Annotated in this window: 18 protein-coding genes; 7 read left to right on the forward strand and 11 right to left on the reverse strand. The window is 67.9% G+C overall.

Translation table 11 applies throughout. From position 1 onward, the window contains the following. Positions 1–103: 103 nt before the first annotated feature. Positions 104–235: a hypothetical protein gene (locus GQS65_RS21885; protein WP_267902897.1), complete on the reverse strand. Its 132-nt coding sequence runs from the start codon at positions 233–235 to the stop codon at positions 104–106. A 144-nt stretch (positions 236–379) separates the two neighbouring features. On the opposite strand from GQS65_RS21885, the gene GQS65_RS08415 reads away from it, so the two are divergent. The 3 genes from GQS65_RS08415 (at position 380) to GQS65_RS08425 (ending at position 4968) form a co-directional block, all read left to right on the forward strand. Continuing rightward, complete coding sequence (locus GQS65_RS08415; protein ID WP_158204185.1) at positions 380–4180, forward strand: PAS domain S-box protein; 3801 nt, start codon at positions 380–382, stop codon at positions 4178–4180. A 93-nt stretch (positions 4181–4273) separates the two neighbouring features. Then, on the forward strand, positions 4274–4564 hold the full coding sequence (locus GQS65_RS08420) for a HalOD1 output domain-containing protein (RefSeq protein ID WP_158204186.1): 291 nt from the start codon (positions 4274–4276) through the stop codon (positions 4562–4564). Positions 4565–4566: 2 nt separating this feature from the next. Next, entirely contained in the window at positions 4567–4968 is a 402-nt protein-coding gene (locus tag GQS65_RS08425) for a hypothetical protein (protein WP_158204187.1), read from the forward strand. 57 nt (positions 4969–5025) lie between these two features. Here GQS65_RS08425 and GQS65_RS08430 read toward each other — a convergent pair whose 3' ends face one another. Beyond that, positions 5026–6705 carry an acyl-CoA synthetase gene (locus GQS65_RS08430; RefSeq protein WP_158204188.1) on the reverse strand — a complete coding sequence of 560 codons (1680 nt, stop codon included), beginning with the start codon at positions 6703–6705 and terminating at the stop codon, positions 5026–5028. Positions 6706–6801: 96 nt separating this feature from the next. Continuing rightward, positions 6802–7842, reverse strand: a complete 1041-nt coding sequence (locus GQS65_RS08435; protein WP_158204189.1) for an NAD(P)-dependent alcohol dehydrogenase — start codon at positions 7840–7842, stop codon at positions 6802–6804. A gap of 114 nt (positions 7843–7956) precedes the next feature. Between GQS65_RS08435 and GQS65_RS08440 the strand changes: the two genes are divergently transcribed. Together GQS65_RS08440 and GQS65_RS08445 are read left to right on the forward strand one after the other, a co-directional pair. Continuing rightward, positions 7957–9015, forward strand: coding sequence for an amidohydrolase family protein (locus tag GQS65_RS08440; RefSeq protein ID WP_158204190.1), 1059 nt, complete (start codon positions 7957–7959; stop codon positions 9013–9015). Beyond that, positions 9015–9785: a metal-sulfur cluster assembly factor gene (locus GQS65_RS08445; protein ID WP_158204191.1), complete on the forward strand. Its 771-nt coding sequence runs from the start codon at positions 9015–9017 to the stop codon at positions 9783–9785. The genes GQS65_RS08440 and GQS65_RS08445 overlap by 1 nt, the downstream gene beginning before the upstream one ends. Positions 9786–9821: 36 nt before the next feature. Here the strand turns inward: GQS65_RS08445 and GQS65_RS08450 are convergent, their stop codons facing one another. The 4 genes from GQS65_RS08450 to GQS65_RS08465 all read right to left on the reverse strand — a co-directional run bounded on the left by GQS65_RS08450 (position 9822) and on the right by GQS65_RS08465 (position 12739). After that, positions 9822–10319, reverse strand: coding sequence for a GNAT family N-acetyltransferase (locus tag GQS65_RS08450; RefSeq protein ID WP_158204192.1), 498 nt, complete (start codon positions 10317–10319; stop codon positions 9822–9824). A 239-nt stretch (positions 10320–10558) separates the two neighbouring features. Continuing rightward, the gene (locus GQS65_RS08455; RefSeq protein WP_158204193.1) at positions 10559–11425 is read right to left on the reverse strand and encodes a class I SAM-dependent methyltransferase; all 867 of its coding nucleotides are present in this window, start codon (positions 11423–11425) and stop codon (positions 10559–10561) included. Positions 11426–11512: 87 nt separating this feature from the next. Next, on the reverse strand, positions 11513–11785 hold the full coding sequence (locus tag GQS65_RS08460; protein ID WP_368280066.1) for a helix-turn-helix transcriptional regulator: 273 nt from the start codon (positions 11783–11785) through the stop codon (positions 11513–11515). A 315-nt stretch (positions 11786–12100) separates the two neighbouring features. Then, a complete protein-coding gene (locus tag GQS65_RS08465; protein WP_158204195.1) occupies positions 12101–12739 on the reverse strand; it encodes a helix-turn-helix domain-containing protein in 639 nt (212 codons plus the stop codon). A 140-nt stretch (positions 12740–12879) separates the two neighbouring features. Here GQS65_RS08465 and GQS65_RS08470 point away from each other — a divergent pair, with 140 nt between their 5' ends. Together GQS65_RS08470 and GQS65_RS08475 are read left to right on the forward strand one after the other, a co-directional pair. Continuing rightward, the gene (locus GQS65_RS08470) at positions 12880–14097 is read left to right on the forward strand and encodes a CaiB/BaiF CoA transferase family protein (protein WP_158204196.1); all 1218 of its coding nucleotides are present in this window, start codon (positions 12880–12882) and stop codon (positions 14095–14097) included. Then, positions 14097–15206 carry a LeuA family protein gene (locus tag GQS65_RS08475; RefSeq protein ID WP_158204197.1) on the forward strand — a complete coding sequence of 370 codons (1110 nt, stop codon included), beginning with the start codon at positions 14097–14099 and terminating at the stop codon, positions 15204–15206. The genes GQS65_RS08470 and GQS65_RS08475 overlap by 1 nt, the downstream gene beginning before the upstream one ends. A 101-nt stretch (positions 15207–15307) precedes the next feature. Here the strand turns inward: GQS65_RS08475 and GQS65_RS08480 are convergent, their stop codons facing one another. The 4 genes from GQS65_RS08480 to GQS65_RS08495 are packed head-to-tail and all read right to left on the reverse strand — an operon-like array spanning position 15308 to position 18811. After that, complete coding sequence (locus GQS65_RS08480; protein ID WP_158204198.1) at positions 15308–16099, reverse strand: ABC transporter permease; 792 nt, start codon at positions 16097–16099, stop codon at positions 15308–15310. Then, positions 16096–16893, reverse strand: a complete 798-nt coding sequence (locus GQS65_RS08485; protein WP_158204199.1) for an ABC transporter permease — start codon at positions 16891–16893, stop codon at positions 16096–16098. The genes GQS65_RS08480 and GQS65_RS08485 overlap by 4 nt, the downstream gene beginning before the upstream one ends. Further along, positions 16893–17699 carry an ABC transporter ATP-binding protein gene (locus tag GQS65_RS08490; protein WP_158204200.1) on the reverse strand — a complete coding sequence of 269 codons (807 nt, stop codon included), beginning with the start codon at positions 17697–17699 and terminating at the stop codon, positions 16893–16895. Before GQS65_RS08490 ends, GQS65_RS08485 begins: the two co-directional genes overlap by 1 nt. Continuing rightward, entirely contained in the window at positions 17699–18811 is a 1113-nt protein-coding gene (locus GQS65_RS08495; protein WP_158204201.1) for an ABC transporter substrate-binding protein, read from the reverse strand. Before GQS65_RS08495 ends, GQS65_RS08490 begins: the two co-directional genes overlap by 1 nt. Positions 18812–18836 lie beyond the last annotated feature (25 nt).

Genomic DNA, 18836 nt, shown 5'->3' on the forward strand with positions numbered 1-18836 from the left:
GACCGCCGAACGGAGTATCGACCGGAGCGCACCGAGCATGCGCCCGTGGACACGGGAGTGGCAGGTGGTCGTGTGGCCTGCTGACGCAAGCGAGCGACGCGCACTACGGGTTCGAGCGGGCCGCGAGGTTCTGTTCGTACTGGGGGACGACCGCCCAGTAGTACATCAGCGCGGCGTACGCCGCGATACAGAGCCAGGTCAGGCCGACCGTCACGAGGGGTTCACTGAGAGCCATAGCTGAACGTTGCCAGCACCGCACCCTGGCCGTGGTCGCTACAGATTGAGCGCCCGACCGGGACGATGGCTAGCATCGTAGATTGATAGGGGTTCGAGAGTATCATCGTTTCGGATAATTCGATGGTCGATACGGGTGCCTGCCATGTCAAGCGACCTCGTTTTATCCCAACAGCAAAGTGTGAAGGAAATCGAGATAGAGACAGTGCCGCTTGTCCACCCTGCAGATACGATCACGGTCCTGTCGATCGGGACGAGCGACGAGCGTCTCTCGGTCCTCCGAGAACGACTGCGTGCTTTCGAAGGGACGGTCCACTACGAAGCGGTCGCCGGCGTCGAGACGGGCGAGCAGTTCCCCGACCGGCCGGGGCCGACCTGTATCGTCGCCTCGCAGGACCTCGCCGACGGCGAGGGACTGGAGGCGCTTCGACGGTGTCTCGCTCACTACCCCGAGGCGGTGACGATTCTCCTCGCGGACGACCCGACCGCGGCGCTCATCGAGGACGCGTACGCCGCGGGCGTCGACGAGGTGGTCCACTACACCGGGCCGGAGAAGCGGGCCGTCGTCGCCCACCACGTCGAGACCCACCTCGGGACCGGTCGTCGTTCGGCCGAGTCGCCCACGGAGCGCCAGCAGTTGACGGCGCTGGCCGCGACGACGTCGGACGCCATCGTCACGGTCGACGAGGGTGGGACGATCCGCTACACCAACCCGGCGGTGACGGACGTGCTCGGCTACGACCCCGACGAACTGGTCGGCGAACCGCTGACGACGCTGATTCCGCCCGACCTCGTCGACCGCCACCGCGAACGGCTGACACGGTATCTGGAGACGGGCGAGCGGACCATCGACTGGAACGACATCGAACTCCCCGGTCGGCGGGCCGACGGGCAGACGGTGCCGCTGAGCGTCGCGTTCTCGGAGTTCGTCGACGACGGCGAGCGCTACTTCACCGGCGTCATGCGCGACGTCACCGACCGGAAGCGACTCGCGGCCGAACGCGACCTGTACCACGACGCGACCCAGCGAATCCTCGGCGCGGACTCCTTCGAGGACGGCCTCCGAATCGCGCTCGACGCCGTCGGGTCGGCGATGGACTGGCAGTACGGCGAGGCCTGGACGGCACGGGACGAGCGACTGGGGTGTGTCGACGGCTCTTACACCACCTCGGCGGCGAGCGAAGCGTTCGGGGCGACGACCACCGACTGGCGGTTCGAGCGTGGCGAGGGCCTCGTCGGCCGGGTCTGGGAGACGGCGACGGCCGAGTGGATGGTGGACGTGACCGGCACCGACGCCCCGTTCGAGCGGTCGGCGGCCGCGGCGGACGCGGGTCTGCGTGCGGCGCTCGGCGTCCCCATCGTGAGCGACGGGAGCGTCGTCGCCGTGCTGGTGTTCTTCCTCGAGGAACCCCGCGAGGTCGACGAGGGGATGCTGGAGGCGACCCGGACCATCGCCGCCGACCTCGGCCGACTGATGGAGCGACTGGAGGCGGAGACGGCCCTGCGAGCCGAGCGCAACCTCAACGAGCGCATCCTGGAGACCAGTCCGGTCGGCATCGCCATCCTCGGCACCGACGGGACGTTCAGCTACAGCAACGACCGCGCCGCGGAGATTCTGGGTGCCGAAGACCTGGACCCACCCTTCGGGTACGACGACCTCGACGTCGAACTGCTGTCGTTCGACGGACGACCGGTCGCCGGCGACGAAGCACCGTACCGACGACTCGCGGAGGTCGGGGAGTCCGTCTCCGGGGTGCTTCGCCTGCTCGTCGGCGGGGAGACGCGCTGGCTCTCGGTCCACGGCACACCGCTCGACGTCGACGAGAGGCCGTCGACCACGACGGTCCTGTCGCTGCACGACGTGACCGACCGAAAGCGCCGCGAACGTCGCCTCCTACAGCAGGAGACGGCGATGAACACCGTCGGTGACGGTCTGTACGCCCTCGACGAGGCGGACCGGTTCGTCGTCGTCAACGACGCGTACTGCGAGTTGATTGGCTACGACCGGACGGAACTCCTCGGCCGCCCGGCGAGCGACATCGTCGGCGACGACGTCACCGAGGCGGCCAGTGCGCTCCAGGCGGATATTCTGGACGGGAGAACGGACGAGGCGACGATGGAGACGACGCTCACCACTGCGACCGGCGACCGCGTCCCCGTGGAGGCACGCATCTCGTTGTTCGCCAGCGACGAGGACACCGTCGGCCGAGCGGGCGTCGTCCGCGACATCAGCGACCGCAAGCGCCGTGAGGAGCGTCTCGTGGCCCTCAACGAGGTCGGTCAGGCGTTGACCGTCGCCGAGACGCCCGGCGACGTCGCGGACATCGTGGTCGAGGGCGCACGCGAGATACTCGACCTGCCGCTGACCACCGTCGAGTTCTACGACGAGGCGAGCGGGGCGCTCCGGCCGGGACCACGCTCACCGGAACTCGTCGAGGTGGTGGGGGAGGGACCGCTGTTCGACTCCGAGTGGGGACTGCTCTGGCAGGTGTACGCCGAGAGCGCCGGGCGGGTGTTCGACGACCTCCGCGAGGAACCGACCGGCGAGACGCCACTGGAGAGCGCCATCGTCCTCCCCGTCGGGAGCCACGGCGTGTTCGTCGCCGGCGCGACGACTCACGGGTCGTTCACCGAGACGGACGCGCTGGTCGCACGCATCCTCGTCGCCAACGCCATCGCGGCGCTCGACCGGGTCGACCGCGAGCAGGCACTCCGCACACAGAAAGCGCGTCTCGAAGAGCGCAACGAGTCCTTAGAGCGGGTCGACCGACTCAACGGTGTCATCCGCGGACTGACGCGCGAACTCACCGAGGCGTCCACCCGGACCGAGGTCGAGGCGGCGCTCTGTGCGGAACTCGCCGAGGCGGACCCCTACCTCTTCGCGTGGGTCGGCGAGCACAGACCGGGGACCGACCGGATCGAACCGCGGGCGAGCGCCGGCCGCGAGGACGGCTACCTCGACGCCATCACCGTCACCGCCGACGAGGAACCGACCGGTCTCGGGCCGGCGGGGACGGCGCTCCGGACCGGCGAACCAGCCGTCCAGAACGACCTCCACACCGACCCGCCGTTCGAGCCGTGGCGAACCGAGGCGATGCAGCGGGGGTATCGCGCCAGCATCTCCGTCCCGCTGGTCTACCGCGAGACGGTCTACGGCGTGTTGAACCTCTACGCGAGCGAACCGAACGTCTTCGACGAGACGGAGGTCGCCGTCCTGGACGAACTCGGCCGGATGGTCGGCTACGCCATCAACGCCATCGAACGCCGAAAGGCGCTCGTGAGCGACAGCGCCGTCGAACTCACGCTCGGCGTCGACGACCCCTCGGTGCCACCCGTCGCACTCGCTCGGGAGACCGGCGGGACCTTCGAGTTGGACGGACTGGTCGAACGCAGCGACGAGACGTTCCGCGTGTTCTTCGCCGTCGACGGAGCCACGCCGGAGGCGGTCTACCACTTCGCCGAGCGGACACCGACCATCGAGCGACTCACGCTGTTGAGCGAAGAAGAGACGCGAAGCCGCTACGAGGCGGTCGTCACGGACGACGGCTTCTTCAGCGAACTGCTCGGCTACGGTGCCCACCCGACGGGGATGGTCGTCGACGAAGACGGCGGGCGCGTCACCGTGGAACTACCCCAGAGCGGCGACGTCCAGACGTTCATCCGGACGTTCGTCCGGCGCTACGACGAAGCGGAACTGCTCGCCAGACGGACGCGGAACCGACCGGTCCAGAGCGTCGCGGAGTTCGAGGCTAGCTACAAGGAGCATCTGACCGTGCGACAGCAGGAGGTGCTCGAAACCGCGTACTTCAGCGGCTTCTTCGAGTGGCCACGCGAGACGAGCGGGAAGGAACTCGCCGGCCTCCTCGGTATCTCTCAGCCGACCGTCAGCCGCCACATCAGGACGGGCGAGCGCAAACTGTTCGGCCTCGTCTTCGACGACGACTGACCCACCGGTGCTAGAATACTAGCGTCGGCGGACGTGCTCCCGATATCACGTTATCGGATCGGCCTATCCGTAACGGCGCGAACCACTGAAAGGATGACTACCACCACGGCCGATACGCCCACCGACTCGGTCCTGCTCGCTATCGTCGAGAAACTCGCGGCCGCACGCGACGCGGACCCGCTGGAGCTCCCGCCGCTACACGACTACGTCGACACCGACGCGCTGGAGTCGCTCGTCGGGGGGCGGACCGACGCCGGACGGGGAGGGGTGCACGGGGTTCGGTTCCGCGTCGACGACCACCAGGTGTCGATTACGGGAGACGGGACCGTCGACGTCGTCGACGTCGAAGCGGGTCTCGACCAAGTCTCGACCCAGTTCAACTGACCATGCACAGAGGGGAGTCGAGTCGAGTCAGAGGCCGACCCGAGCGGACGGACGACACGACACGCGACGACGAGACGTCCACGACCGACGACCGGTACGGGGTCGTCTGCCGGGCGTGTCCGTTCGCACGGACGGTGGATGGACTCGACCCGGCGCTCGACTGGACGGACCGGCACACGGCCGAGCGAGACGAGGACCACAGCGTGGACGTCTACGCGTTCGGCTACCTCGCCGACCTCGCGGCCGAACTGCCGCCGCCGGAGGCGACCGAACCGGAGCGACGGGCGATGGCACTCGTGACGACGGCCGACTCGACGAGCGACGACCCGACGAGCGACGACCCGACGGCGGACGGTTCGACGGCGAGCGACACCGACGACGAGCGCACCGCGGGCGACGACTGACGGCGACGGGCCTCGCCGAGAGACAGCACGCGACGGGGTCGGCCGCGGTCCGAATCGCTACTCCGCGCGGTCGCGCAACTCGACGCGCCGAATCTTTCCCGAGGAGGTCTTCGGGAGCGACTCGACGAACTCGATTTCGCGGGGATACTCGTAGGCCGCGAGTCGTTCGCGGGCACGCTCCTGGAGTTCCGCCCGGAGGTCGGCGTCCCCCTCGACGTCGGGGACGAGTTCCACGAACGCCTTGATGACCTCGCCACGCGTGTCGTCGGGGACGCCGACGACGCCGACCTGTTCGACCGCCGGGTGGTCGAGCACCACCTGCTCGACTTCGAGCGGCCCCACACGGTAGCCCGAGGTGATGATGACGTCGTCGGCACGGGACTCGAACCGGACGTAGCCCGCGTCGTCGCGCGAGACGAGGTCGTCGGTCAGGAACCACCCGTCGTGGCGCTTCTCGGCGGTCGCCTCGGGGCGATTCCAGTACTCCGCGAAGAAGACGCGTTCGTCACCCGACCGGACGGCGAGTTCACCGACCTCGCCGGCGGGCAGTTCCTCGCGCGTCTCGGGGTCGAGGACCGCGATGTCGTAGCCCGGTAGCGCCTTCCCCATACTCCCGGGACGCACCTCGAACCACCGCGAGTTGGCGACGACGAGGTTGAGTTCGGTCTGGCCGTAGTACTCGTTGACCGCGACGTCGTCGAGACGCTCGTCGGCCCAGTCCAGTATCTCGGGCGTGAGCGGTTCGCCCGCCGACGCGATGGCTTCGAGCGGGAGGGCCGCGGGCGGCGTCGCGTTCATCAACATCCGGAGTGCGGTCGGCGGAATCAGCGCGTGGGTCACGTCGAACGCGTCGAGGACCGAGAACGCCGCCTCGGGGTCGAACCCGGCCATCGGCGCGGCGACCACCGTCCCGCCGTAGTGCCACGTCCCCAGCAACAGGCCGCCGAGCGCCGACCCCCACGCCCAGTCGGCGGGCGTCCAGCAGACCGCCTCGGCCCCGAGGCCGGCGTCGAAGAACGTGTGGGCGGCCGCCGCTCGCCCCGCCCAGACCGCGTGGCGGTGGCGAACGCCCTTCGGCGGCCCCGTCGACCCGGAGGTGTACATGATGGCGGAGTCGGTGTCCGGCGTCGCGTCGTGGGGGTCGACCGTCGCCGAACGGTCCGCGACGAGCGTTCGGTACCCGACCACGTCGCAGTCGAACGGGAGAGCGGTGTCCGCGTCGTCGGAACCGTCGCGGTCACCGGCGTAGAGCGGGTGCTCGTCGAGCGCGACTGCGGTCTCCAGGTCGGGACACTCCTCGCTGGCGGCGGCGAGGGCCGCCTCGACCTGCGGGTCGAAGACGACGACGCGGGCCTCGGCGTCGTCGAGGCGGTAGGCGAGCGCGTCCCGCCCGAACAGCGTCGTCAGCGGGACGGTGACCGCCCCCAGCAGCCAGCACGCGAGGTGCGCGATGGGCGTCTCGGGGCGCTGTGGTGAGACGACGCCGACCCGGTCACCCGGTTCGACGTCCAGCGAGGCGAGGCCGTTGGCCAGCCGACACGCTCGTTCGTCGACGTCGGCGAAACTGTAGCGCTCACCCGTCGCCGCGTCGAGGAGCGCGACTCGCTCCTCGGGGGCGGGTGACTCGTGTTTCCGCAGGCAGTCGACCGCCGGGTTGTACCGCTCGGGAAGCGACCACTCGAACGTCTCTCGGGCACGCTCGTAACTGTCGTACTCGGGCATCACGTGCCACGGCATGCCCCCTCGTTCGACAGGTCGGAACTTGGTGGTTCGGGTGGCGGCCGAAGACGACGGGAGCGAGCGGTCTTACCGCGACGGGAGACCCGCCCGACGCTACGGCGTGAGGACCGCCCGCCCCTCGATGTCGCCGTGTTCGAGTTTCTCGGCGACCGTGTTGATGTCCTCCAGGTCGTAGCGGGTCGTCCGGAGTTCGACGTCACCCCGGTCGACCAGCGCGACGAGTTCCTGGAGTTCGGTGTAGCGCCCGACGAGCGTCCCACGGTAGGCGAACTCGCCGTCGACGAGCGTCTGGGCGGGTTCGTGGACGTGCCCGCCGTAGCCGACCACGTGGTGGTCGCCGCCCGAGGCGAGGACGTCCGGGCCGAGTGCGGTCGTCTCGTCGGCCCCGACGAAGTCGACGACCTGCTTCGCTCCGCGGTCGTCGGTGAGGTCGTTCACGACCGCCGCGACGTCCTCGCTGGACGGGTCGACGGTGTGGTGTGCCCCGAGGTCACTGGCGAGGTCACGGGCCGCCTCCTTCGGGTCGAGGGCGACGACGGTGGCGGCGCTCATCGCGTCGAGACACTGGAGGCCGATGTGGCCGAGGCCGCCGACGCCGACGACGACGGCGGTGTCGCCCGGGTTCAGTTCGGCGACGGCCTTCTTCACGGCGTGGTACGCGGTGATGCCCGCGTCGGCGTGTGGCGCGATGTCCGTCGGGTCCGTCCCTTCGGGGAGCGGGATGACCGCCCGTTCGTTCGTCAGGAGCGACTCGGCGAACCCGCCGTCGTGGGTCAGACCGGGGAACGCGACGTTCTCACAGTACATATCCTCGCCGAGTCGACAGGGGCGACACGTCCCGCAGGTCATCACCGGGTGACAGATGACCGGGTCGCCCTCCTCGACGACGGTCACCTCCTCGCCAACCTCGGCGACGTGGCCCGCGTTCTCGTGGCCGAGCGTCATCGGGAGGTCCTGCGGGACGTACTCCTCCCACATCCCCTCGACGACGTGGTTGTCCGTCTGACACCACCCCGCGCCGGCGATGTCGACGACGACACCGTCCGACGCGGTCGGTGTCGGCCGGTCGACGTCCTCGATGGTCAGTGCCTCGCTCATGTCGTCGGTGTACTCGTGGAGTCGCGCGGCGTGCATCGTTCGGCGTATGACAGCACTGCCCAATAGTCGTTACTCAGTCTCGGAGAACGGTTTACTACGTTCGAAAACCGAGCAAGATACAAATGTCATGATACCGCATGCCACACTGCGATGTACGAACAGGACGGCGAGGAGATATTCGTCATCGACTCGCACCTTCACTACTGGGACGCCAGCGAGGAGAACATCACCCACGAGGGCGGTGAGCAGTTCATCCAGTGTTTCTACGACTACCACACCGGGTTCACGCCCGAAGAGCGCCAGTGGTCGCTAGAAGAGTACCGGAAGTACGAGGAAGAGCGGATGCTGAACGACCTCTTTGGCAACGCGGCCGTCGACATGGGTATCTTCCAGCCGACGTACCTGAAGGAGTTCTACGAGGACGGCTTCAACACCATCGAGGACAACGCGAGCATCACCGAACAGTACCCCGAACGGTTCGTCCTCAACGGCCGGTTCGACCCGCGTGAAGGTCTCTCGGGGATGCGCGAACTCGAACGGCAGAACGAGGAACACGACCTCCAGGGCGTCAAACTCTACACGGCCGAGTGGCACGAGGGTTCGAAGGGGTGGCGACTCGACAGCGACGACGCCTTCGACTTCCTCGAACTGTGTGTCGACCTCGGTATCGAGAACATCCACCCGCACAAGGGCCCGACGATTCGGCCGCTGAACCGCGACGCCTTCGACGTCAACGACGTGGACGACGCCGCCACCTCCTTTCCGGAACTCAACTTCGTCGTCGAGCACCTCGGCCTGCCCCGCCTCGACGACTTCTGCTGGATAGCGGCCCAGGAACCGAACGTCTACGGCGGCCTCGCGGTGGCCGCACCGATGGCCCAGAACCGTCCCCGGAAGTTCGGCGAGATAATGGGCGAACTGCTGTTCTGGATGGACGAGGACCACGTCCTGTTCGGGTCGGACTACGCGCTGTGGAACCCCGACTGGCTGGTCGAGACGGTGATGAACGCCGAACTCACCCAGGAGCAACGCGACGAGTACGGCGTCGAACTCACCACGGACGTGATGAAGAAGGTGATGGGTGAGAACGCCGCCGAACTCTACGACATCGACATCGAGGCGAAGAAGGAGGCGTTCGCCAGCGACGACGTCACCGAGGAGTTCGGCCTCGAAGCACACTACGAGGAGACGGGGGCGGCCGCCGACTGATGGCGACGAACGCTCGAACGGGAGCGGCCACGACCCGTGCTACCGTCCGCGAGCGCCTGCGGCGAGTGACCGACCCCGAACTCGACGAGTCCATCGTCGACCTGGAGTACGTCGACGAGATTCGACTGCTCGGAAGCAGGGTCCACGTCACCTTCACGCTCCCGACGGCGTGGTGCTCGCCGGCCTTCGCTTGGATGATGGCGACCGACGCCCGCGACGAGGTAGAGACACTGGAGGGCGTCACGCGCTGTACGGTCCGACTGCGCGAACACATGCACGACGACGAGATAACGGCGGGCGTCAACCGCCGGTCGACGTTCGGCACGGTGTTCCCGGACGCCGACGGTGGCGTCGACGAGATTCGGGCGACGCTCGACGCGAAGTCACGACTCGCCCGCCAGTACGACGCCATCGACGCGCTCCGCGAGGCCGGCCTCACCGACGACCAGATTCGGACACTCACGGCCGCCGACCTCACGCTGGACGACGAGACGGCGACGGTGACGCTCGCGGAGGGCGCGTTCTGTGTCGCCGTCGACCACGACCCCATCGCCGCCTACCGCCAGCGCGCCGACGTGACGGGCCTGCTCGGCGACGACCACCCGGAGCTGTTCCGGAACCCCGACGGCGACCCCATCGCCGCAGACCGGTTCGACCTCGTCTACCACCGCTCACGACTCGCCAACGTCAACATGACCGGTCAGGGGTCGGTCTGTGACGCTCTCAACGAGGCGCGCCACGCGCCCGGCCGACCACCGCTCTCGCGCTGAAGGCTCCACGTTCCGCGTTTCCCCACCGCCTCCGGTTCAGTCCCCGTCCCGGTCGAAGACGTACCGGGACTCGGGGTACGACCGACCGCCGACGGTGGTCTGCCGTTCGTCGGCGTGTTCGAAGCCGAACCCCTCGTAGAACTGTCTCCCCGGTTCGTTCGCGGAGAGCACCATCGCGTTGATGCGGTCGACGCCGGCGTCGACGAGTTCGGTCGTCGTCCGGTCGAGGAGTGTGCGGCCGACGCCCTCCCGGCGGTGGTCCGGGTCGACGTACAGTCGGAGGATGTAGCCCTCGCGGTCGGTGACGTTCCAGGTCGCGTGGACGAACCCACGGAGGCCGCCGTCGTCGGCGACGAGGACGAGCGTCCGACTGTCCCTGAGTTCCGCGGCGAGACGCTCCGGTGCGTACCAGTCGTCGACCGCCTCCTCGGCGGTTTCGCGGGTCACGATGTCCGGATAGTCGGTCGTCCACGAGCGTTTCGCCACCTCCCGTATCGGCGCTACGTCCCGGTCGGTCGCCCTTCTGACGTGCATGTGAGTAGTCACCACACCAATTCGGTTAGCCCTTCGCTGTGTCACGTCCGTGAGACAGTACCACCGAGGGAACTGTCGGCAGGGAGAGTCGGCCGTCAACACTTGCCACGACACGCACCGTCATGTATCGAGAACACGGACGGTCCGTCGTCGACGCGACGTCGGCACGGCTATCATTGGAAGGGCGTCCTCGTCACCGCCCTTTTCGGCGCAGAACCGCCGAGCGGCGGCGCTCGGTCTCAGTATCGGTCCGTCGGGTCCGGAGGAGCCGACGCCGCCGCGAACAGCACCTGGTGGACGTTCATCGGCCAGACCGCCAGCGGGTCGCGGGTCCCCTCCTCGACGAACGGTTCCTCGAACACGCGGTGGGACGCGACGGACTCGAAGCCGCGGTCGGTCAGGCTCTCGGCCAGGTGAGGCCGTGGCTGGAGACCGGGATACTCGTCGAGGAGGTCACGGACGTACATCCCGTGAGCGCTGAGGCGGGTCATCTCGTCGAGTGCCGCCGTGGCGTGGTCGTCGTCGAGCACCTCGAAGAGACCCATCGCCAGCGAGTAGTCGAAGAAGTCGTCGGCGTAGCCGAGACCGTCGAGGACGTCGCCCTGCTCGAACCGGACGGTTATCTTCGGGTGGGGCGAGTCGGCGAGTCGACGGGCGTTCTCGACTCTGGACGCGCTCAGGTCGACCCCGACGACCTCCAGCGGGAAGCCGTCGTAGTCAGCCGCTACCCACCGACCGGCGACGTGTTCGGCCACGCGCAGGGTCTGGTCGCCGTCACCACACCCCACGTCGAGGAGGCGGGCGGTGCCGGGCGCGGCGAACCGGTCCCAGCCGACCGGGGGGTGGAACCACGCCTTTCGGCGTTTCAGGTACGCCCACTTCGGCCGGTCGATGGGCCGCTCCAGCGACCGGAAGTACGACTGTGGGTCGTCGAGGAACGCCTCGGAGGTGTTCTCGGCGTGTTCGTCGTGCGCTCGCTGGTGCCGTTCGTTCGCCCAGCGTGCCCGCTCACGCGCCTCGCTGTAGTCGGTGATAGCCGCCGTGGGGTCCTCGATGATGCCCCAGCGGTCGAGTTCGTGGAAGTCCGCCGGCGTCGGGACGTGCATAGCTCCGAATGGTGCGCGACCGGGATGGCTGTTCGTCCGCTCGACGGGTGGGGCCGCCGACGACCCGGCCGAACCGAGCGGACGTCCTCAGGGGAGCTGTGAACCGGCCCACTCGTGGTACGCTTCGAGCGCCTCGACACCCGCCTCGGAGATGGCGTAGTAGTTCGTCCGGCGGTCGATTTCGCCTTTCGTGACGACACCCGTCTCGACGAGCGTGTCGAGGTTGGGGTAGAGACGGCCGTGCGTGATCTGGCGGTCGGAGCGACCCTCGAGTTTCTCCTTGATGGACTGTCCCGACGGTCGGTCGAGGCCGGCGATACAGTACAACAGGTCGCGCTGGAAGCCGGTCAACTGGTGGATAGTCTTGTGGTCTCCTCGCGCCGTGTGCGTCGAAGAGACTCCCGCGTCGGATCGAGACATGACAGCTCACAGTATTTGTTACGAGGTGATTGTTATTGAGCGCCAAGAACGTAGGAGCGTTGCAACGATGACTGTTGCACGGCCGCCTCGGGCCTGTATTGTGACCTTTACCGCAGGCAGCGAACCGGTCGGCTCCGTCGGTGCAGGAGCGACCCGCGTCGGCGGCCCACGCCGGCGAGCGGCGGGCGGACACGGGCGTCGCCGGCGGCGGACCGTCACCGCGACGCCGAACCGACCTCCCCGTCCAGTGGGTGGCTACTGGTCGGCTAACTCCGTCGTCGGCAGGGCGCTGCTCAACGCCTCGCCGATGAGTTTCCGTTCGCCCTTCCGGAGGTGTTCGAGGAACGTCGTGTGACTGATACCGAGTTCCGCGGCGAGCGTCTCGGCGTCGGACCTTCGGGGCCAGTCGAAGTAGCCCGACTCGTACGCGAGCGTGACCACCTCGGACTGGCGGGCCGACAGGGCCGACGTCGGGTTCCCGATGGGGTGGATGCGCGAGAGACGGACGGTGCCGAGGTCACGCAGGTCGCTGATGATCGCCCTGAGGTCGTCCCGACTGAAGATGATGACGTCGAACGTCCGCCGAGTCCCGTCGAACTGGTTCATCTGCTGTAACATGCCGTGGTGTTCGCGGATGATGGGCAGGACACCGGAAGACCGCTTCGTGATGACCAGTTGCGTCTCGGGGACGTACTCCAGGTCGTGGACCGCGTCGCTCGCCGCCAGCGCCTCCGCGATGGCGTCGCGGTGCTCCCCCGCGTCCATGACGAACCGGATGTTCTCGTCGTCGATGGTCTCGAAGTAGTAGATGGGGAACGACCCGTCGTCGATAGCCGCCAGGTCGCTGAGGACGTAGTCGGCGTCCAGGTCGATGTCGATGGTAGTCGTGAACATGGTGCGTGCTCGTCGTCGCCCTCTTCGACCGAACGCATATGAATGGCCGGGAACACGGCACCTTTGCCTTAAGTCAGTCGTATAAACCACCTACACATCTCGGGAAAGACTACATTCACCCACGGTCGCTCAATCGTGGTATGTCAGACCACGATAGTGGCCCGCCGCTGAGCGGACTCACCGTCGTCGACTGTTCGGGGATGATCAGCGGCGGGTTCGCCACCGCTCAACTCGCCGACTTCGGCGCGGACGTGGTGATGGTCGAACACCCGGAGGTCGGGGACCCGCTCCGGGAGTGGCCGCCGTTCGACGGCGACACCTCCCTGAAGTGGAAGTCCATCGGTCGGAACAAACGCTGTGTCACCCTCGACCTGAGCGCCGAGGCGGGCCGCGAGGTGCTGCTGGAGATGGTCTCGGAGGCGGACGTCTTCTTCGAGAACTTCCGCCCGGGGACGCTCGAACGCTGGGACCTGGACCCGGAGACGCTCCACGAGCACAACCCGGAACTGGTCGTCGTCCGCCTCTCTGGGTACGGCCAGACCGGCCCCCGCTCGGAGAAACCCGGCTTCGGCACCGTCGCCGAGGGTCTCTCCGGGTGGGCGCACGCCAACGGCTTCCCCGACCGCGAACCGCTTCTCCCGCCCATCAGTCTCGCGGACCTGATGGCCGCGCTGTTCGCCGTCCAGTCGACGATGTTCGCGCTCTACGAACGCGAGGTGGGCGAAGACGGTGGGAGCGGCGTCGGTCAGGTCGTCGACGTGAGCCTCTACGAACCGCTGTTCCGCCTGTTCTTCGGCGACGTTGAGGCGTACGACGCGCTCGGAGAGACCCGCGAGCGGACCGGCAACCGCCACCCGAGCGCCGCCCCCCGGAACGTCTACGAGACCGCAGACGGCCACATGACGCTCTCGGCGTCCTCCCAGCGCATCTTCGAGAACGTCGCGGAGGCGATGGACCGACCGGACCTCGTCGCGGACCCCCGCTTCGAGACGAACGACGACCGGGTGCGCAACGCCGCGGCGCTCGACGCCGAAATCGAGGCGTGGACCCGCGAGCGCACCACCGAGGCAGCCATCGAGACGATGGAGGCCCACGACGCCATCGTCGGCCCCGTCTACGACATGAGCGACGTCTTCGAGGACGAACAGTACCGCGCCCGCGAGGACGTCGTGGAGGTCGACGACCCGGCGCTCGGGTCGATACGGACCGCCAACACCGTCCCGAAGTTCTCGCGGACGCCCGGCGAGGTCCGTCACGCCGGCCCGGACCACGGCCAGCACAACGCGGGCTACTTCCTCGAGGACCTCGGTCTCGACCCCGAGCGCTACGACGAACTCCGCGAGGCGGGGGTCATCTGATGCTCCTCAACGACGTGACGCTCCGCGAGGGCGACCAGATGCCCGGCCGAGACTACTCCGTCGAGGCGAAGGTCGCGGCAGGGAAGGCCCTCGACGACCTCGGCGTCGGCTTCGTCCAGGCGGGGTTCCCGGTGACCGGCGAGAAGGACCGCGAGGCGATCCGTCGCCTGAGCGCCGAGACCGACGCTCCGACCGTCGCGCTCGCCCGGTCGGTCGCCGGCGACGTCGACGCCGCCCTCGACGCCGAGGCCGACGTCGTCGAGGTCATCATCCCGCTGTCCGAGCGCCAACTGGAGTACGCGCTCGGGAACTCCCGCGAGGAGGCGACGGCGATGGCCCGTGAGGCGGTCGACCGAGCGGTCGACGGCGGCGCGGAAGCCCACGTCAGCCTCGTCGACGCGTTCCGGACCGACCCCGAGCATCTCGTCGCGTTCGCCGAGCGGTTCGCCGACGTGCCGTACATCACGCTCGCCGACACGGTCGGGGCGCGCGCGCCGCCGTCGGTGGCGTCGCTGCTCGCCGACGTCGAACGGGCGGTCGGTCTCGACCGTATCGGCGTCCACTTCCACGACGACGTCGGGCTGGCGACGGCCAACGCGCTGACGGCCTACCAGGCCGGCGTGGCGAGAGCCGACGTCAGCGTCGCCTCGCTCGGCGAGCGGGCGGGCAACCCCGCGCTCGAAGAGGTCGTCGTCGCGGGCGCGACCGAGTACGGCTCCTCGTTCGGCGTCGACGAACGGCGACTCGTCCCGACGTGTGAGGCCGTCCTCGACCACCTCGGCGAGTCGGTCGAACCGCGGAAGGGTATCCTCGGCGAGGAGGTGACCGAACACGAGTCGGGCATCCACACCGCGGCGATGCTGCGAGAGCCGAGCGTCTTCGAGCCGTTCGACCCCGCGGAGTTCGGCGGCGAGCGTCGACTCCTGTTCGGCCGCGGGACCGGTCGGTCGGCGGCACGGGTCCTGCTCGAACGGGTGGGCGTCGAACCGACACCCGACCACGTCGAGACGTTGCTGGACGCACTGGCCCGCGAGGGACCGATGGGGACCGACGAGGCGCTGGCGTTCACCGACGCGCAGTTCGCCGACACGGAGTTCACCGACCGGTAGCGGCGGCGGTTCGGCGCTGCCACTCTCCGCTTTCGAGACGACACGGCGTCGAGCGACGCCGCTCGCGTCAGAGCGGTCGGACGAAGAGAACGGAGGAGGTCTCAGGCCATCTGCGCCGTGTCCGAGCCACGCGACCCGAGGTGGTTCTCCAGCGCGAAGAACCCGACGTTGACCACGGTGGCGATGAGCACGAGCACGACGATGATGGCGAGCATCGGGGCGGTCTGGACGCCCGCGATGTACTCGACGAGCGTGTAGCCCAGTCCCGCCCGCGAGGCGAACATCTCCCCGAGGACGATGCCGAGGAACGTCAGGTTGAACCCCAGTCGCAGACCGATGACCAGCCCCGGCAGGATGGACGGCACGACGACGTGTCGGAACGTCTGCCAGCGCGAGAGGCGCAGCGACCGCGCGACGTCGAGGTGGGTGTCCTCGATGGTGGCCATCGCCGACATCGTGAGGATGGCGACCGGGAAGACGCCGTGGAACCAGCCGAACGCTATCTTCGAGTCCATCCCGAACTGGAAGACGAACAGGAAGATGGGGAACAGCGTCACCTTCGGGATGGCGTAGGTTCCCAGCACGATGGGTTCGAAGACGTCGTGCCAGAAGTCGTTCAGACCGAGGACGACGCCGACCCAGATGCCGACGACGATGGCCAGAGCGTAGGCGACGACCAGTTCCGTCATCGTCCGCTGGAGGCCGTCTATCATCCAGCCCGAGCGGAATCCGCCGACCAACGCCTCGAACGTGGCGGCGGGCGTCGCGAGGGCGAAGCCGCTGACCGACATCGCCAGCACCTGCCACAGCGCGAGGACGACCAGCGGGACGGCCACCCGCCCGAGCAGGACGACGTCGCCGTCGAACCGGAACCGCGTACTCCGGGTGCTCACGTCCGGACCCTCCGGTAGAGCCGGTTCTCGACGTAGCTCAGGACACCGTTCATCACGAGTGCGAGCACGACGACGAACAGCATCGCGGCGTACATCCCACGCACGTCGAAGTTGTTGTAGTTGTACGCGATGAGCCAGCCCAGTCCGCTGTCGGCGAGGATGAACTCGCTGGCGATGGTGCCGATGAGCGCGTAGACGAACCCGAGTTTCAGCCCCGTGAAGACGTAGGGCACCGACGCCGGGAAGTAGACGTGACGTAGCATCTGCCAGGTCGAGAGGTTCATGTCGCGGCCCGCGAGCACGTACGACTCGGGAATCTCGCCCAGGCCCGACGCCGTGTTCGTCACGATGATGACGACGCTGAACCCGAACGCGATGAGCAGGATGGGCGCGATACCCAGCCCGATGAGCGAGACGAGCAGCGGGTAGAACGCGAAGAAGGGCACCGCGTAGTAGATGAGCAGGTACGGGTCGAGCACCTGCTTGAGCGACTCCACCTTCCAGAGGACGACGCCCGCCCCGATACCGACGACGAGTGCGAGCGCGAACGCGCCGAAGACGGCCACGAACGTCTGTATCAGGTGGGGCGTGAGGTCGCCCGATCCGAGCAGACCGGCGAGTTCGTCGACCATCTCCGACAGCGGGATGAGCGTCGTCGGCGAGACGAGGCCGAGTCGGGGGGCGAACTCGACGAACCCGACGACGCCGAGGACGACCAGCGCCTGGACGAGGCGGACCTTGTTCGTCCGGGAGAGACCGAGGTCGACGCCGAACCCCCTGTCGACCTCGGACATCACTGCTCGGCCCCGGCCTGCTGGGCCTTCTGGGAGAGCCCCTTCTTGCTCTCGTCTTTCAACACGGTCCAGAGGCGCTGGACGAGGTCGTTGAACGCGTCGGTCGACATCGTGTCGTCGTCACGGGGCCGGGGGATGTCGTTGTCGACGATGGTCTTGAACGTCCCCGGTCGGGCGCTCATCACGGCGATACGGTCCGAGAGCTGGACCGCCTCGTTGATGTTGTGGGTGACGAACAGGATGGTGGCGTTCGTCTCCCGCCAGATACGCAGCAGTTCCTCGCCGAGGATGAGTCGCGTCTGTTCGTCGAGTGCGCCGAACGGTTCGTCCATGAGGACGATGTCCGGTTCCATCACGAGCGTCCGGGCGATGGCGACACGCTGGTTCATCCCGCCCGAGAGTTCGGTCGGGTCGGCGTGTTCGAACCCCGAGAGGCCGACGAGTTCGATCATCTCCATCGCACGGTCGCGGGCCTCCCCTTTCTCGACGCCGCTACGACGCAGGCCGAACTCGACGTTCTCGACGACCGAGAGCCACGGGAACGTGCTGTGGTCCTGGAACACCATCCCGATGCGTTCGTCGGGGCCGGTGACCGGCGACCCCTCGATGGTCACCTCGCCGGCGGTCGGGTCGACCAGCCCGCCGATGACCTCGAACAGGGTCGACTTCCCACACCCCGTCGGACCGATGATGGAGACGAACTCCCCGCGGTCGACGGTGAGGTCGATGTCGTCAAGCGCGACGATGGTGCTGACGCGGTCGTCGCCCAGTCCGTACGTCTTCGAGATGTCGGTGATGTCGAGCATTACAGCTGTGAGAGGTCGACGTGCTTCTCTTCGGGCAGGTACGACTGGTCGATGATCTCCGTCCACTCGACGTCCCGGTCGATGAGGTCGATGTTCTTCATCCCCTCCTCGATGGTCCGGAGGCCGCCGACGGAGAACCCGTTCTCCGTGTAGTACTCGTCGGGGCCGACGTTCTCGATGGCCGCCGCCATCACGTCGGCGTCGTAGCCCTCGTTGTGGGAGGCGAATATCTCGGCCATCTCCTCGGGGTTCTCCCGGACGAACTGGACGCCGCGAGCGCGAGCGCGCATGAACCCCCGAACCGCCTCCGGGTTCTGTTCGAGGACGTCCCCGCCCGCGATGAGACACGTCTGCTGGAACTCCTCGATGTAGTCTTTCGCCCAGAAGGCGACCTGCCACTGCTCCTCGCCGGCCTGCTGGGAACTGAACACGGGGTCGAGGTTCGCCGCGGCGGCGATAGAGCCCTTGTCGAGAGCGGTGAGACCCTCACTGACACCACCCATCGCCTGGAACTCGACGTCGTCGGGACTGATACCGTCGGCGCGTTTGACCGCGAGCGCCGAGGTGTTCTGCGTCACCGACCCGGCGCTGGTGTAGCCGACCTTCTTCCCGGCGAGGTCGGTGATGGAACTGACGTCCGACCCCTTCGGGGCGACCCAGTTGATCGTCCCCGGCGTGTTCGTCGCACTGCCGATGATGGTCAGCGGCGCGCCGGCGTAGTAGGCGTTGACCGCCGCCGGCGTCGCCACCTCCCCGAACGCGAGGCCGCCGGTGACGACGTTCCGAACCGTCGTCCCGCCGCCCGACGACCCGACGAAGTTCTCGATGTCGACGCCCTCCTCCTCGAAGTACCCCTGGTCGAGCGCCGCCTGGTACGGCGGGGAGTACATGAGGATGGGCCAGTGGGTCACCGTCGCCTCGGTGCTGAACGTCCCGCTCGACCCACCGCCGCTGCTGTCACCGGTGGTCTGTCCGTCGCCGCCGCCACCGCTGTCGTTGCTCTCGTCCCCGTTCCCGAGACATCCCGCGACGCTCGCTGCGAGTGCCGTTCCCGTCGCGCCTAGCACCGTCCGTCTGGTCGTGTTGCCACAACCCGTGTCACCCTGTTGCATAGAATGCAGAAACACAGCGATTCAG

This window comes from Halomarina oriensis, from assembly GCF_009791395.1.
Lineage (GTDB): Archaea > Halobacteriota > Halobacteria > Halobacteriales > Haloarculaceae > Halomarina > Halomarina oriensis.